The organism is Streptomyces sp. NBC_01210, from assembly GCF_036010325.1.
Classification (GTDB): domain Bacteria; phylum Actinomycetota; class Actinomycetes; order Streptomycetales; family Streptomycetaceae; genus Streptomyces.
In genome coordinates this window covers 7062623-7077876 of record NZ_CP108549.1, presented here as the reverse complement: position 1 = coordinate 7077876, position 15254 = coordinate 7062623, and the positions used below count along the sequence as shown (strand labels likewise).

The following is a 15254-nucleotide window of genomic DNA, read 5'->3' as shown; positions in this document are numbered from 1 at the left end:
CCGGGCGTCACCGGCTATGGATGACCTGTCGCACGACCCTGGTCAGGATCCACGAGGGTACGCAGATGGCGGTGGAGAATCGCGCGCGCGGCATCGGGGGCCACCTGATCGGGATGGAGCACTCCGCCGAGGGTCAGACCGTCCAGGAGCGCGGCAAGCCGCTGGGTCTCCAGTGCGATGTCGAGGTCACCGGGGACACCACCGGACCGCTGGGCCTCGTGCAGCACGCGCGCGATCAGCTGGCGCGCCTCCTCATACATCCGGCGTGCGCAGGGCCGGAATTCCGGGCGGGTGCGCGCAGCGGTGATGAACGCCAGCCAGAGCACCGCCTCTTCGCGACGGGTCTCGTCGAGGGGAAGGAATTCGGCGAACAGTTCCTCGGTGCGGGTACGGCGGTCGATGCTCGCGCCCGGGTCGAGCAGCTGCTCGGCATGGCTGCGGATCCGGCCGTCGATGCGCCGCCGCAGCTCCTCCATCGTAAAAATCATCAGCTCGGTCTGGCTGGCGAAGTAGTGCCTCACAGAACCGATGGCCAGCCCGGCCTCCTGGGCGACGTTACGCAGTGAGGCGCTTTCCAGACCTTCCCTGCCCACGATGCGGAGAACGGCCTGCGCGACATCTTGGCGCCGGGTTTCGGCTACGACGACTCTTGGCATGTTGCTGTTATAGCACGGGCGCGCTAAATTAACTTCACGCCCTGCGGGGGCACGGACAGGCCGGGAACAAAGGGGTGCAGTGGTGGACACATGGTTGCTCGTAACGATCATCGCCGTCGGGGCGGTCGCGGTGGTGATCAAGCGACTGATGGGCGAACCGCTCAACGCCCGGGATCTGTTCGCACCACCGCTGGTGCTCACCGGCCTCGGGATCTGGGCTCTGACCGAAGTGAAGGGGCTGACCGGTACGGACCTCGGCTGGGTCATCGTCGGTTCGGTGCTCGGTATCGGGCTCGGCGCGGTGCGTGGCGCCACCATCCAGGTCTACCCCAAGGATGGAATCCTCTATCAGCGCTACACCGGTAAGACGTTCCTCGTCATCATCGGGTCCCTTGCGGTGATGGCCGCCTTCGGCTTCCTCGCGGTGCACACGGGCATGCAGGCGGAGGCACGGCCCATCAACCTCTCCATCGGCGTCGGATTCCTGGGCGAGGCGCTGGTCGTCGGCGCCCGGGGACTGTCCACGGGAGTCCCCTTCGCGCCCGAGAAGCCGCGCTTCGAGAGGCCGCGCATCTGACGGCCGCACAGCTCGGCAGCATGACGATGGGCCCGGAGACAGTGACTGTCTCCGGGCCCATCGTCATAGCGGGGTAAGGCGACCTGGGATTGCGTGCGTTACGCGTAGAGCTCCGGGCGTCGGTCGCGCAGATACGTCGTGGAGGCACGGGCGCGCTTGAGGACCATCGGGTCGATGTCGACCACGAGCAGGTCCTCACGGTCCTCGGTGATGGCGTACGTCGTGCCGTTCGGCGCCGCGACCGTGGTGTGGCCACAGAAACTGAGGCCACCGTGGTCTCCGGTCCAGTTCGCGTACGCGATGTAGAGCTGGCTCTCGAAAGCACGCGCCGGCACCAGGGTGCGCGCCACGACCTCCCAGGGCCGCATCAGCCCAGTGGGCACCAGGAGCAGATCGGTGCCGGCCAGGGCGTGCGCCCTCACGGCCTCCGGGAACTCCACGTCGTAACAGATCAGCATGCCCAGCGTCATACCGCCGAAGGACGCCTGCACCACTGCTTCCGCACCGGGGGTGAACAGAGTGCGCTCGGCCCGCCCGTACAGATGCGCCTTGCGGTAGACCGCGAGAGTCTCACCCCTGGGCGCGACGAGGCGCGCGGAGTTGTACACGTCAGGGCCGTCCGTCTCGGGCCAGCCATGGACGATGGCGATACCGAACTCGCGTGCAACGGCGGAGACTTCCGCGCACTGCGGTCCGTCGACGGGACCCGAGGCCTCCGCCAGATTGCCTGCCTGAAGGGGATAGCCGCCGATCGAGACCTCGGGGGTGACGAGCAGTTCGGCCCCTTCATCGGCCGCGCGGCGCGCCGCTGTCCGCAGTCGCTCAAGAAACTGCTGCACACCGGTCGCGCCGCACGCCGCCTGCAGACAAGCGATCCTCACTGGGTGTTTCCTCCGGGGGAACCATCGGGCCCGGCCGCCTGCGATTCCCGCGCGAGCCGCTCCAACTGCCGCTTGTCCGGCTTGCCGTTGCGGTTGAGCGGGAACCGGTCCAGGACGACGACCCGGTCGGGGTGCTCATAGGTGGCAAGCATCCCACGCAGCCGGTCCCGCCAGTACGCGGCCTCCTGCCCCTCCTCGTCCTCGACGAAGAACACCAGCTGCGCCCCACGCCGCTCGTCGGGCAGCGGAATGATCCGGGCGGAGCAGTCCAGAGCGGCGACCTTACGTTCGATCAGTTCGGGGTAGAGCGTGTATCCCATCCGGTGCACGGCGAACTTGCGGCCGAGCGGAAACACATTGCCGTGCTCGTCCAGGTGACCGAGATCCCCTGTGCGCTGCCAGCCGGTGGCCGCGGGGAGCAGAGTGCCGTCCTCGTCGAGGTGGCCCTCCATGCCGTCGGGGGTGTCCACCTCGATCTCGCCCGCCACGCCCGGTGCCACCTCCAGGCCGTCCTCGTCGACCACCCGCAGCCGGATACCGTCCATCGCCTGTCCGCAGGCGATCGGGTTCTCGATGGTGGCGAAGGCGATATTGCCCAGTTCGGTGCTGCCATAGCTGTCCAGCAGCGGCCGGCCGAACTCGGCGACGTACCGGTCGACGAGCGGCCCGTCCAGGGGCGCGGCGCCGACACAGAACATCCGCACCTGCTCGACATCGGCGCGCAGCGCGGGCTTGCGGCCGATCAGATTGAGCATGCTGCGGTAGCTGGAGGGCGTCGCGTCGATCACCGTGACCCCGGTCTCGCCCGCCATCCGCAGGGCGCGGTCCAGCCGCTTGTACGGCGCGATCACCAGCGAGGATCCGGTCATCCAGGCGATCAGCACCATGGACAGCCCGTACTGGTGGGAGAAGGGCAGCAGCGGCATGAGCACATCGTCCGCGACATGTCCGACCTGATCTGCGTTGCGCTGCAGGTTCTTGAGGAACTTGGCGCCCGACTTGACGACCCCCTTGGGGGAGCCGGTCGAGCCCGAGGTCCACATGATCAGGCCGTCGGGCCGCTCGCCCCACTCGTCGAACGACAGCCGCTGCTCGGCGACTTCGCGGCCGGCCGCGGCCACCAGGATTTCGTAGAGGTGGATGGCGTCCAGGTCGTCGTCGATCGGGGCGTCGTCGTCGACGAGGAGGACCTTGGCCCCGGTGCGCAGGATGATGCGCCGGGTCTCCTCGGCGTGCTCCTGCTGGTCGACGAGCACGATGGAGGCGCCGAGGTGCATAAGCCCCAGCAGCGTCCCGACCCAGCCCGCCGAGTTGCCTGCCTTGAGCAGAACGCGCTGGCCCGGGCCGACGCCGCGATCGCGGAGGGCGTCGGCGATGCGCAGGGCTCCCTGCTCCGATGCGGAGAGGGTTTGAACCGAGTCGTGGGCAAATATCTTCGAGGTCACTGTCGGGAGGTTCCTTCCTCGGGCTCGGACGTGACCGGCGCGCAGAGGTCGCGATCCGGGAAGGCGACCTCTGAGAGGACGGGCCGTCGTCCGGGACGGCTGAGGGACCGCGCTGCTACTGATGCGTAACACGGTTCCCACCAAGGAAGTTAGGCAGTATGCCCCGACCCGGGAACCCTTAACCTCCCCCTAGGCTCCCTTGTTCTCGGAAACGAGGAGCTGGTCGTGGACGAGGTTGGCGACCTGCCGGCGGCTGATGTCGAGATAGCCCCGCGCTCCCGGGAACACCTCGAGGTCGAAGGTTCCGCTGGTGCGGTGCCGCCAGTTCCGTACCGCCGACACCGGAGTTCTGCGGTCCGTCTCGCCGGTGAGTGCGACGATCGGGCAGCGCAACTCAGGTCCGCTGTCGGAGATTTCGGCCCGTTCGGCTCCGGCGGCTCCCGAGACGAACAGCGTCGCCGGGATGGTCCCCGTCTCCCGCTCCAGCCGACGGGCCACCCGGTACGCCAGATGGGCGCCCCTCCCGTGCCCGAAGAGCGCCAGCGGCCGGTCCGTCCACTCCGCGAGGGTCTCAAAGGCGTCGCCGGCCAGGTCCGAGAGGTCTCCGATCCGTGGTGGCGCGCTGCTGTCGTAGGCGTAGGAATGCTGGAACATCAGCATCTCGACCGTGGGCAGCAGGAGTTCCGCCAGACAGAGGAACGAGGATGTCGATTCGACACTGTGCGGAAAGCCGGCCAGCCTGAATTTGCTGGAGATCGAGGCGTGCCGGATGCATATCAAATCGAGATCGGCACACTCATTTGACACCAATGACCTTCCCCTTTCGAATCGATAAGTTGCATATCGCACGCATTGAGTGGTGCGACATTACGGTGCGGCGAAACCGGCAACCTCGACCCTGTGGTTGAGGTCCGGGTGGAGATACTGGCATCCTAGGGCTCATTTCGGCCACTGTTGGCGTACCAAAGCTCCGACCTGGTCTGCACCACACCTCGCGCCCCTAGCCCCCAACTGCGGTCCGCAGGGGAGACTAGGGGTTGTCCGTCGAATTGAACGCGCAATATATTTTCCCCTACACGTACGCGATTCTGCGTGTCACTGAATCTGCCACATCGCGCCGATCAGGATATTCCCTTCCGATGGAGACGGCGCGTTTTTCCATGCGCTCAGCGCAATCATGCGAGACCGGATGAGGCACCGCCGATGATCAAGGTACGAGACCTTGCCAAAACGTTCCGCAGCCGAAAAAACACCGTAGAAGCCGTCCGGGGCGTGGACATTGACGTCGCAGAAGGCGAACTGGTCGGATTCCTCGGCCCCAATGGCGCGGGAAAGTCCACCACCCTGCGGATGCTCTCCACACTGCTGCGCCCCACGTCGGGCGTGGCGATGGTTGCCGGCTGCGATCTGCTCTCCGATCCCGCCGGAGTACGCCGCCGCATCGGCTATGTGGGGCAGGGCAACGGCGCCGGAGGCGACCAGCGCGTCGGGGAGGAGTTGATGACGCAGGCCCAGCTGTACGGCATGTCCCGTGGCCGGGCCCGCCATCGGGTCGAAGAACTCCTCGGCCAGTACGACCTCGCAGGTATGGAGACCCGGACCGTGTCCACCCTCTCCGGTGGCCAGCGGCGGCGTCTCGACATCGTGATGGGCGTACTGCACCGGCCCCAACTGGTCTTCCTGGACGAGCCGTCCACCGCGCTGGATCCGCAGAGCCGCAGCAATCTGTGGGAGCACATCAGGTCGTTGCGCGACCTGCACTCCACCACGGTCTTCCTCACCACGCACTACCTCGACGAGGTGGACGCCCTCTGTGAGCGCATCCTGGTGATCGACGACGGGCAGATCATCACAGAGGGCACCCCCGACGGACTCAAGAGCGAGATCTCCGGCGATCTGCTCGTCCTGGAGACTTCGGACCCGGCGGGCACGGCCGCGACCGCGGCACGCTTCCCGGGCGCTCGCGAGATCGCCGTCGACGGCTGGACCGTACGGTTCCGGGTGCCGCTGGGCGGTTCCGTCCTACCCGTTCTCCTGCGGGAACTTGACCGGTGCGGGATCTCTGTCATGTCCGTACAGACTCACCGCCCGACCCTGGACGACGTGTTCCTCACCCTCACGGGCCGCAGTCTGCGGGACACCGACGCCGACTCCACCAACGATCAAGGAGAGTGACGGTGCATTACCTGAAGCAGACGCGACTCATCTTCATTCGCTCCACCCGCCCGTGGGCTCGCAGCCCGCTCCAGCTCATCGTCGGAATCTCCGGCCCGCTGGTCTATCTCGTGCTCTTCGGCCCACTGCTGAAGAACATGCTGCCCGGCAACGTGGACGCCTGGCAGTGGTTCGTGCCCGGCATGCTGATGCAGCTCACCCTGTTCGGTGCCGCCTACGCAGGGTTCTCACTCACCCCTGAGCTGCGCTCCGGGGTCATGGAGCGGCTGCGCGTCGCACCCGTCAGCCGCGCCGCGCTGCTCTCCGGCCGGGTCCTCAGCGACCTGGCCCAACTGGGCATCCAGGGCGTCATGCTGCTCGCCGCGGCCACGGCCTTCGGATTCCGCGCCCCCATTCCGGCCGTCCTGCTGCTGCTGGCGCTGGCCTCCGTCCTCGCCGCCGGGATCAGCTCGGCCTCGTACGCGCTGGCGCTCATCCTCAAACAGGAGAACCGGTTCGCTCCGCTGCTCAGCATGGTGCTGGTGCCGCTCATGCTGCTCTCGGGGGTGCTGCTTCCGATGAGTGCGGCGCCGGACTGGCTGTACAACCTGTCCCGGGTCAATCCGCTGTCCCACGTGGTCGATGCGCTGCGCGCGATCACCGCCGGGGAGTACGCCTCCCGCACCACGCTGACCGGCGCCCTGGCCGCCCTCTCCCTGGTGGTCATCTTCGGCGCCTGGGGCATGCGGACCATGAACCGCGAACAGGGCTGACCGCCCGCGCGACAGCCCGACCAGGCAGACGCAACAGAGACATGAGCCTGCCTCCACACCCCAATCGGGTGTGGAGGCAGGCTCCGTCGTATGCGTTCGCCGACAGGCGGTCAGTCCTTGATCTCGCAGATGACCGCTCCCGCCGAGACCGTCGCGCCCACCTCCGCCGACAGATCCTTGACGATCCCGGAACGGTGGGCGGTGAGCGGCTGCTCCATCTTCATGGCCTCCAGGACCACGATCAGATCGCCCTCCTCGACATGGCTGCCGTCGGCGACGGCAAGCTTCACGATGGTTCCCTGCATCGGAGAGGTCAACGACTCGCCGGAGGCGGCCGCCGACGCCTTGGGACCACCCTGCCGCCGCGGGGCCTTTCTGCCAGCACCGGGCGCACCGCCGGTGACCGCTGCCCCCAGCGACTCGGGGAGCGAGACCTCGAGACGCTTGCCGCCGACCTCGACGACCACGGTCCGGCGGGCCGCGTTCTCGGTCTCCGCACCGGAATCGGTGGGGACGGCGAAGGGCTTGATGTCATTCGCGAATTCGGTCTCGATCCAGCGGGTGTGGACCGTGAACGGGTCGGCGGTGAAGGCCGGGTCGGTGACGACCGCGCGGTGGAACGGGATGGCGGTGGCCATGCCCTCGACGGTGAACTCCTCCAGGGCGCGCGCGGCGCGCTGCAGGGCCTGTTCGCGAGTGGCGCCGGTGATGATGAGCTTGGCGAGCAGGGAGTCCCAGGCCGGGCCGATGACGCTGCCGGACTCGACACCCGCGTCCAGACGGACACCGGGGCCGGTCGGCGGCGCGAACGTCGTGACCGTGCCCGGGGCGGGCAGGAAGCCGCGGCCCGGGTCCTCGCCGTTGATGCGGAACTCGAAGGAGTGGCCGCGCACGGCCGGGTCGCCGTAGCCGAGCTCCTCGCCGTCCGCGATGCGGAACATCTCGCGGACCAGGTCGATACCGGTGACCTCTTCGGTGACCGGGTGCTCCACCTGCAGACGCGTGTTGACCTCGAGGAAGGAGATGGTGCCGTCGGTGCCGACGAGGAACTCGACGGTGCCGGCGCCGACGTAGCCGGCCTCCTTGAGGATGGCCTTGGACGCGGCGTACAGCTCCGCGTTCTGCTCCTTGGTCAGGAACGGCGCCGGGGCCTCCTCCACCAGCTTCTGGTGGCGGCGCTGCAGCGAGCAGTCACGCGTGGAGACGACGACAACATTGCCGTGGCTGTCGGCCAGGCACTGGGTCTCCACATGCCGCGGCTTGTCCAGGTACCGCTCGACGAAGCACTCGCCACGGCCGAACGCGGCAACGGCCTCGCGCACCGCCGAGTCGTACAGCTCCGGAACCTCCTCCAGAGTGCGGGCGACCTTCAGACCACGCCCGCCACCGCCGAACGCGGCCTTGATCGCGATCGGCAGCCCGTGCTCCTCGGCGAACGCGACGACCTCGTCGGCACCGCTCACCGGGTCGGGCGTACCGGCGACCAGCGGCGCACCGGCACGCTGGGCAATGTGCCGGGCGGCGACCTTGTCACCCAGATCACGGATCGCCTGCGGCGGCGGCCCGATCCAGGTCAGACCCGCATCCAGCACGGCCTGGGCGAACTCGGCATTCTCCGAGAGGAAGCCGTACCCGGGGTGGATGGCATCCGCCTCCGCATCCTTCGCGGCCTGCAGCACCTTGGCCATGTCCAGATAACTGGCGGCCGGGGTGTCACCGCCCAGGGCGAACGCTTCGTCGGCCGCGCGGACATGCAGAGCGTCCCGGTCCGGATCGGCGTAGACGGCTACGCTCGCGATCCCGGCGTCCCGGCAGGCCCGGGCAACGCGGACAGCGATTTCGCCACGGTTGGCGATCAGGATCTTGCGCACAATGAACTCCCTCGTCCCATGTGGTCGTTGATGTCGGAGATCGCACCGCGGCTGCGGGCGGCCTGCCCGGCCGAGTCCTGGTCAGCCACTGAACCCGCCTCGCTCGGGCCAGTGCGTCATACGCTGCGCGGGCGCGCCCCAGCGGCGGCCCGCGCGCGGCGGTGCGGTTCCCCGGCCGGCGGCCCGCTCCATCAGCAGCGCCGTCACCGCGACCACCGCCGCGGCGAGTTCCTCTTCCGTCGGACGGCCGCGCACCACGCGCAAGCCGTCTGCCTCGTGGGGGGTGGCGGCCCCCTCTTCCGGTCCGCTCACAGGGGGATGTTGCCGTGCTTGCGCGGCAGCCGGTGGGCGCGCTTGCCGCGCAGTGTCTCCAGCGCGCCGGCAATGCTCGCCCGGGTCTCGTGCGGCATGATCACCGCGTCCACATAGCCGCGTTCGGCGGCCGCGTACGGATTGCAGAGCGCCTGCTCGTACTCCTCGCGCAGCCGTGTCCGCTCCGCGGCCGGGTCGTCGGCCTCCGCCACCGCACGGCGGTGCAGCACGCTCACCGCGCTCTCGCCTCCCATGACCGCGATCTCGGCCGTCGGCCAGGCCAGGTTGACGTCGATGCCCAGGTGCTTGGAGCCCATGACTCCGTACCCGCCGCCGTACGCCTTGCGGGTCACCACGGTGACCATCGGCACTGTGGCCTCGGCATAGGCGTAGATGAGCTTGGCGCCCCTGCGGATGATGCCGCCCTGTTCCTGCTCCAGACCCGGCAGGAAGCCCGGCACGTCGACAAAGCTGAGCACCGGCACATGGAAGGAGTCGCACATGCGGATGAAGCGCGCCGCCTTCTCACTGGCGTCGATGTCCAGAGCGCCCGCCTGGACAATCGGCTGGTTGGCGACGATGCCCACGCTCTGGCCGTTGACACGCCCCAGGCCGCAGACGATGTTCTGCGCGAACAGCGGCTGCACCTCGAGCAGTTCACCGGAGTCGAGGACGGTACGGACGACCCTGCGCATGTCGTACGGCTGGTTGGGGCTGTCGGGGATCAGAGTGTCCAGGGCCCGGTCCGCCTCGGTGAGGCTGTCGGGCTCGGTGACGTCGTAGGCCGGCGGGTCCTCCATGTTGTTGGAGGGCAGATGACTGAGCAGCAGCCGGACGTATTCGAACGCGTCCTTCTCGTCCTGCGCCAGGTAGTGGGCGTTGCCGGACACGGTGTTGTGGCTGAGCGCCCCGCCCAGCTCCTCGCGGTCCACCGTCTGGCCCATGACGGTGCGCAGCACCTCGGGTCCGGTGACGAACATGTGGGACGTCTCCTCCACCATCACCACGAAGTCGGTGATCGCCGGCGCGTACACCGCACCACCCGCGCAGGGGCCCATCATCAGCGAGATCTGCGGAATGACGCCCGAGCCCTCGACATGGCGCTTGACCAGCTCGGCGTAGAAGGCGAGCGAGACCACACCCTCCTGGATGCGGGCGCCGCCGGAGTCGTTGATGCCGATGATGGGGCAGCCCGTACTGAGGGCCAGATCCATCACCTTGACGATCTTCTCGCCGTACTTCTCACCGAGACTGCCGCCGAAGACCGTGAAGTCCTGTGCGAACACGCATACCTTGCGGCCGTCCACCTTGCCGTAACCGGTGACCACGCCGTCCCCCAGCGGACGGTTGCGCTCCATGCCGAAGTCGTGGCTGCGGTGGCGGGCGAAGGCGTCCAGTTCGACAAACGTCCCGGGGTCGAGAAGGGCGTCGATGCGCTCCCGCGCCGTCATCTTGCCCTTCTCGTGCTGGCGCTTGACCGCGTCGGATCCGGCGTGCGCGGCAAGTTCGTCGCGACGTCGCTGCAGCTCGGTGAGGCGCGAGGCGGTGCCGTTACGGGAAGGGCTGTTGGGGGTTTCTTCCGATGCCATCAGGCACTCCGCTCCGCTGCCGCGGCAGGCTTCAGCTCGTTGTTCAGGTATCGCTTGCGGCAGGCGCGACGCTGCACCTTGCCGCTGGTGGTACGGGGCAGGAGGCCGCGCCGTACGATCACGACCTCGTCCGTCTCGAGTCGCTGCCGTTCGTGGACGGCCTTGCGGACGAGTTCCTTCAACTCTTCCGGGCCGGTGCCGCGCAGTGCCCTGCCGTCGGCTTCGACGACGACGATCAGGCGCTCCGTCTCGCCGTCGTCCACAGAGAACGCCGCGGCGGCGTTCGGGTGCAGGCCCGGTGCCGCGTTCTCGGCCGAGAGCTCGATGTCCTGCGGGTAGAAGTTGCGGCCGTTGCGGATGATGACGTCCTTGAACCGGCCGGTCACATACAGCTCGCCGTCGAGCAGGAAGCCCAGGTCGCCGGTGCGCAGATACGTACTCCCGCCGGGGCCGTCCTCCTGTCCGGCGATGACCGCCCGGAAGGTCTCCTCGCTCTCGCGTTCCCGCCCGAGATAGCCGGCGGCGACACATGGCCCGTCCACCCAGATCTCACCGACCCAGCCTTCGGCGCACTCGGTCAGCGCCACGGGGTCGACGATCCGCACCCGGGTGCCGGAGACCGCGAAGCCCGATCCCACCAGGGGCTGCGCTCCGTCGGCCTCCGGGGCGAGCAGTTCGGCCCGGCCGGCCAGCAACGCTTCTGCGGCCACCCACAGCACGGTCGGCTCCTGGCCGAGGCGGCTGCCGGTGGCCTTGAGGGTGTTCTCGGCGAGGCCGTAACCCGGGGACATGGCGCCGGGGTGGAAGCCGGCCGGGGCGAATGCCTCGGCGAAGGAGCGCACAGCGCGCCAGCGCACGGGCTCGGCGCCGTTGGCCGCCACCCGCCAGGTCGACAGGTCGATGTCGGTGGCGACCTTGCCGTCCTGCTGGGCCCGTACACAGAGCTCGTACGCGAAGCTCGGCGCGGCGGCATGCGTGCCGCGGAACCGCGCTATCGCCTCGAGCCAGCGGCCGGGCCGGCGGATGAATGCCTCCGGGGCCATCAGATAGGCGGGGACCCCGGAGCACAGCGGCATCAGCACGCCGAAGAGCATTCCCATGTCGTGGAAGAGAGGCAGCCAGGAAACGACCACACCATCGGGTCCGGCCGGCCACAGCTCGTCGGTCTCGGCGACATTGCTCAGGAAGTTGGCGTGGGTGACCATCACGCCCTTCGGATCGCCGGTGGAGCCCGACGTGTACTGGAGCAGTGCGATGTCGTCGGGGCCCGGACCGTCGCCCGTCCACGGCGCCTCCGGCAGCGCCTCGGTGTCAATGAGCGTGAGTCCGGCCAGCTCAGGCAGATCGCCGAACCGTTCCTCCAGGTCTCGCTTGACGGCTCCCGTGGTCAGCACAGTGCGGGTGCCCGCGTCGTCCGCGATCCGGCGCAGCCGCTCCACCCCACGCTGCCGGGTGGGTACCTGAACCGGGGCGCCGGCCACTCGCGCGTACATGCAGCCGAGCAGCGCCCGTACGAACTCCAGACCCGAGGGGTAGAGCAGTACGGCATTACCGCCGCTCAGCCCGGCCCGCTCCAGGGCGGCAGCGCGGGAGCCCGCGTCGATCTCCAACTGCCGGTAGGTGAGTGACCCGTCGGGCTCTTCACCGTCGCGCAGGAATACGTATGCGATTTCGTCGGGCTGCTTCTCGCAGCGCAGGCGAAGCGCTTCCGGCAGAGTCGAGACATTGCCCGCCCGCACATCCGGTCCGGTCCTGGTCATGATCGTGATACCTCGTTCCGCGAGGAGCATGGGGATTGATGGACAAACACGGCCGGCTCAGGCGTAGGGCAGCTCCACCGGAGCGAGCTGATCGAACACATCGCCGGGTCCGGGGTTGGCCGACGGGGTACGGCCGCCCAGATGGTTGACCACGCCCCACACCGCGTTCAGGGCGGTGGTCACCGCGCCTTCGGCGAAGCCCGCGGTCCAGGAGACGTCGTCGCCGCTGAGGAAGAATCCGCGGTGCGAGGCGTCCATCCCGTCCTGCATGAAGTGGGTGAACAACCGCCGCTGATACCGGTACTGGCCCGGCAGGTTCGCCTTGAAGGCACCCATGAAATGGGGCTCTGTCTCCCAGGTGACGGTGATCGGCTCGTCGATGATGTGCGACCGGATGTCCACACCCGGATAGATCTCGCCGAGCCGCTCCAGCAGCACTTCGAGGCGCTGCTGCGCCGACAGGGTCGCGAACTTCAGCGAGTCGTCGTTCCATGTGTACGACAGGCACATCACGCCGGGCCGGTCGACACCGTTGTCGAAGAGGTACACGCCGCGCGCGATCCGGTCGGTGAGGGTCATTCCCATCGTCTCCCGGCCGGTGCGCGGGTCGATGTCGCGCCAGAACGGACGGTCGGTGAGGACGAAGACCTTTGAGGAGCCCATGTAGTGCGTGCGCTCCACCGCCGTCCAGTGCTCGGTGGGCAGCAGCCCCGGCTCGCAGTCGATCCGGTTCAGCAACGTCCACAGATGCGGCGTGAACACCACGGCCGGGTAGACGCTGACGTCTCCGGACGCGTCCTCGACGACGAAGTCGGAACCCTTGCGCCGCAGCCCCACAACAGCCGGCCGCGGACCCCCGCCGTGCAGCGAGGAGAGTGAAGTGCCTTCGGGCCAGTGGGCCGGGGACTCGGGCCGCTGCTCCCACAGCCCCTGCGGCAGCTGCTGCACACCGCCGACGATGGAGAGCTGATCATCGTCGGCCTCGGTGAAGACCACCCTCAGGATCTCCAGAACCGAATTGGGGAAGTCGGTGTCCCATCCGCCCGTACCGAAGCCGACCTGGCCGAAGACCTCGCGGTGCTGGAAGGAGTGGAACGAGGACGAGGATGCCAGGAAGCCGTAGAAGGACTGGTCGTCGAGATCGCGTACCAGACGGTTCCACACGGCCTTGAGGGTCACGATGTCGCGCTGCTGAATCGCGCCGCGCACCGTCGACAGCTCGGCCAGCTCCTGGAGCGTCTTCTCCCAGGCGTCCGCGACCTCCTGATAGAGCATCGGGAGGTCGTCCTGGGAACGGGCCCAGTGCTGGCGTCCGTTGACGTCGATGAGCGTGCCCGGGGTGTTCGGCGCGAGCGGGTTGGGGAACGGGCGGGTGCCCAGGCCGAGCAGGTTGATGTAGTGGAACAGAGCCCGCGCCGACTTCGGGAAGCGCATCGCCCCGAGCTCGGCGACGTACTCGGGGCGGGTCGCGAAGGGAACGGCTCGCATACGGCCGCCCAGATCGCCGGCCTCGTACACAACGGGCCGCAGACCGAGCCGCATCAGCTCGTAGGCGGCCGTCAGCCCGGAGATGCCACCACCGACAACGGCCACCGGCGTACCGGCTCGTTCGGGCGGCAGCTCGCCGAGACCGGCGGGATGGCGTAGCCAGTCGTCGTAGGAGAAGGGGAAGTCCGGAACGAGCATGCTCATTGAAGCCGGGCTGGGTGACGTCATCAGGAAAACCCTTCGGGCCGTTTCGGCGATGCTGGTCGGGGAATCAATGAAATTCCGGGAGGGCTCCGCCCGCTCACGCCGCGCGAGCCGCATGTCGATGCCGTCAGCGTGGCCCGGCCGAATGGTGAACTGTCGGCCGAGGACTGCCTGCGTCGGCAGGCACACGCTATTTTTCGCGGGGAGGCACTGGCAACCCCTATCCCCCCTGCCTATGTGGCATGCGGGATACGGGAACCGGGCGGCTCGGCAAGGCGTCCGCACACGAGGCGGGCCGGGTGACCGCATGCTGCGGCACCCGTGAAGGTCAAGGGGTGCCTACGGGGTGGGATTAGGGGGCCTATGGGGTGGCCCGGGGCCCGCCCGCCCCCATAGCGTCGACCATGCTGTCCGCTGGCTGACTGTGGGTGAAATCTGATGGAAGAGAAGACAGCTGTCGTATTTCCAGGAATGGGACCGTCAAGCTTTTCCGCGGTCGGCAAATTCATGGTTCTCGACAGGTACGCAAGGCGCCGCGTATCGGCTGCAGACAAGGCGCTCGGGTACTCGCTCCTCGACCGGTTCTACGAAGCCGAGGACGACTACTCGGAGTACACGCAGGTGGCCTTCCTGGTCAACTCCCTTGCTCTGGCCGACCGCGCCGAGGACCTCCTCGGGATGCGCCCCGACTACTGCGTCGGGCCGAGCTTCGGCCAGAAGGCCGCGGCCGCCTGGACGGGGGCCGTCGACTTCGCGGACACCGTCCGTATGACGGCCGAACTCGCCCGCTGCGAGCAGGAGTTCTTCGCCGTCGAACACCAGGATGTGGTCACCCACTCCTGTGTACGCGTCCCGGACGAGGCCTTCCAGGAGTATCTGGACGGGCTCGCCGCGAACGGCGACTGGTACGACATCTCGGGCCGTCTCGACGAGGGCTTCTGCATGGTGTCCATCCGCGAACACCTCCTGGACGGCCTCAAGAAGGCCATCAGCGCCATGGGCGGCTACTCCATGTACACGATGCGCCCGCCCGTGCACGCCGAGGCGTTCGGCGGTCTCCGCCGCAAGGCCGAGGAGGAGGTCCTGTCCCGGTACGAGATCCGCGACCCGAAACTCACTGTCGTCGCCGACCAGGACGGCAGTGTCGTGCGCACCGCGGATGCGATGCGGACAATGATGCTCGACACCTTCGACAAGGCCATCAACTGGCCCGATGTCGTCGACTCGCTGCTCAACCTCGGTGTACGGAAGCTCTACATCACCGGCCCCGACAATCTGTTCCGGCGAGTGAAATGCACCACGCGGAACTTCGATGTCGTGGCCGTCGACCCGAAAAGCGTTCTCCGGTCCACTCTGCGGCCGACGAAAAGCTGATGCCCGGTGGTGACGAATACAGCTGTCGTGGCGGTATTCGTCAGCCGCTGATGCCTCAGCAATCGTGAACGGTTGCTGCGTCGGCATTCGTTGGCCGTCGTCGTGGCGGCGCCGAAAGCCGCCACAACACCAACCCCCATATCGGCAATGCCCCAAGGGGTGCGTAGGGG

Annotated in this window: 13 protein-coding genes; 4 read left to right on the top strand and 9 right to left on the bottom strand. The window is 68.0% G+C overall.

Features of this window, described 5'->3' with window-relative positions; genetic code table 11:
* Positions 1-14: 14 nt before the first annotated feature.
* Positions 15-656 (bottom strand): TetR/AcrR family transcriptional regulator, encoded by a 642-nt coding sequence (locus OG735_RS31900; RefSeq protein ID WP_327326588.1) that lies wholly within the window; start codon positions 654-656, stop codon positions 15-17.
* An 82-nt stretch (positions 657-738) separates the two neighbouring features.
* Between OG735_RS31900 and OG735_RS31895 the strand changes: the two genes are divergently transcribed.
* On the top strand, positions 739-1233 hold the full coding sequence (locus tag OG735_RS31895) for a DUF1453 domain-containing protein (RefSeq protein ID WP_327326587.1): 495 nt from the start codon (positions 739-741) through the stop codon (positions 1231-1233).
* A gap of 98 nt (positions 1234-1331) precedes the next feature.
* On the opposite strand, the gene OG735_RS31890 is transcribed toward OG735_RS31895, so the two are convergent.
* The 3 genes from OG735_RS31890 to OG735_RS31880 form a co-directional block, all read right to left on the bottom strand.
* Positions 1332-2114 (bottom strand): carbon-nitrogen hydrolase family protein, encoded by a 783-nt coding sequence (locus tag OG735_RS31890; protein WP_327326586.1) that lies wholly within the window; start codon positions 2112-2114, stop codon positions 1332-1334.
* On the bottom strand, positions 2111-3559 hold the full coding sequence (locus OG735_RS31885) for a class I adenylate-forming enzyme family protein (RefSeq protein ID WP_327326585.1): 1449 nt from the start codon (positions 3557-3559) through the stop codon (positions 2111-2113). Before OG735_RS31885 ends, OG735_RS31890 begins: the two co-directional genes overlap by 4 nt.
* A 189-nt stretch (positions 3560-3748) precedes the next feature.
* Positions 3749-4366 carry a thioesterase II family protein gene (locus OG735_RS31880; protein WP_327326584.1) on the bottom strand — a complete coding sequence of 206 codons (618 nt, stop codon included), beginning with the start codon at positions 4364-4366 and terminating at the stop codon, positions 3749-3751.
* Positions 4367-4831: 465 nt separating this feature from the next.
* Here OG735_RS31880 and OG735_RS31875 point away from each other — a divergent pair, with 465 nt between their 5' ends.
* On the top strand, positions 4832-5734 hold the full coding sequence (locus OG735_RS31875) for an ATP-binding cassette domain-containing protein (protein ID WP_327326583.1): 903 nt from the start codon (positions 4832-4834) through the stop codon (positions 5732-5734).
* 2 nt (positions 5735-5736) lie between these two features.
* On the top strand, positions 5737-6486 hold the full coding sequence (locus OG735_RS31870; RefSeq protein ID WP_327326582.1) for an ABC transporter permease: 750 nt from the start codon (positions 5737-5739) through the stop codon (positions 6484-6486).
* Between the two features lie 110 nt (positions 6487-6596).
* On the opposite strand, the gene OG735_RS31865 is transcribed toward OG735_RS31870, so the two are convergent.
* The 5 genes from OG735_RS31865 to OG735_RS31845 all read right to left on the bottom strand — a co-directional run bounded on the left by OG735_RS31865 (position 6597) and on the right by OG735_RS31845 (position 13710).
* Entirely contained in the window at positions 6597-8357 is a 1761-nt protein-coding gene (locus tag OG735_RS31865) for an acetyl/propionyl/methylcrotonyl-CoA carboxylase subunit alpha (protein WP_327326580.1), read from the bottom strand.
* An 81-nt stretch (positions 8358-8438) separates the two neighbouring features.
* Positions 8439-8669, bottom strand: coding sequence for an acyl-CoA carboxylase epsilon subunit (locus tag OG735_RS31860; protein WP_327326579.1), 231 nt, complete (start codon positions 8667-8669; stop codon positions 8439-8441).
* A complete protein-coding gene (locus tag OG735_RS31855) occupies positions 8666-10258 on the bottom strand; it encodes an acyl-CoA carboxylase subunit beta (RefSeq protein WP_327326578.1) in 1593 nt (530 codons plus the stop codon). The genes OG735_RS31860 and OG735_RS31855 overlap by 4 nt, the downstream gene beginning before the upstream one ends.
* Positions 10258-12018: a fatty acyl-AMP ligase gene (locus tag OG735_RS31850; protein WP_327326577.1), complete on the bottom strand. Its 1761-nt coding sequence runs from the start codon at positions 12016-12018 to the stop codon at positions 10258-10260. Before OG735_RS31850 ends, OG735_RS31855 begins: the two co-directional genes overlap by 1 nt.
* Before the next feature lie 57 nt (positions 12019-12075).
* The gene (locus OG735_RS31845; protein WP_442812522.1) at positions 12076-13710 is read right to left on the bottom strand and encodes a flavin monoamine oxidase family protein; all 1635 of its coding nucleotides are present in this window, start codon (positions 13708-13710) and stop codon (positions 12076-12078) included.
* Positions 13711-14217: 507 nt separating this feature from the next.
* Here OG735_RS31845 and OG735_RS31840 point away from each other — a divergent pair.
* A complete protein-coding gene (locus OG735_RS31840) occupies positions 14218-15084 on the top strand; it encodes an ACP S-malonyltransferase (protein WP_327326576.1) in 867 nt (288 codons plus the stop codon).
* Positions 15085-15254: the final 170 nt, after the last annotated feature.

What these genes read in the sequence shown, in the direction of transcription:
- OG735_RS31900 (WP_327326588.1), bottom strand. Translation starts at nt 656, where the DNA reads ATGCCAAGAGTCGTCGTAGCCGAAACCCGGCGCCAAGATGTCGCGCAG.
- OG735_RS31850 (WP_327326577.1), bottom strand. Translation starts at nt 12,018, where the DNA reads ATGACCAGGACCGGACCGGATGTGCGGGCGGGCAATGTCTCGACTCTG.
- OG735_RS31840 (WP_327326576.1), top strand. Translation starts at nt 14,218, where the DNA reads ATGGTTCTCGACAGGTACGCAAGGCGCCGCGTATCGGCTGCAGACAAG.
- OG735_RS31845 (WP_442812522.1), bottom strand. Translation starts at nt 13,710, where the DNA reads ATGAGCATGCTCGTTCCGGACTTCCCCTTCTCCTACGACGACTGGCTA.
- OG735_RS31855 (WP_327326578.1), bottom strand. Translation starts at nt 10,258, where the DNA reads ATGGCATCGGAAGAAACCCCCAACAGCCCTTCCCGTAACGGCACCGCC.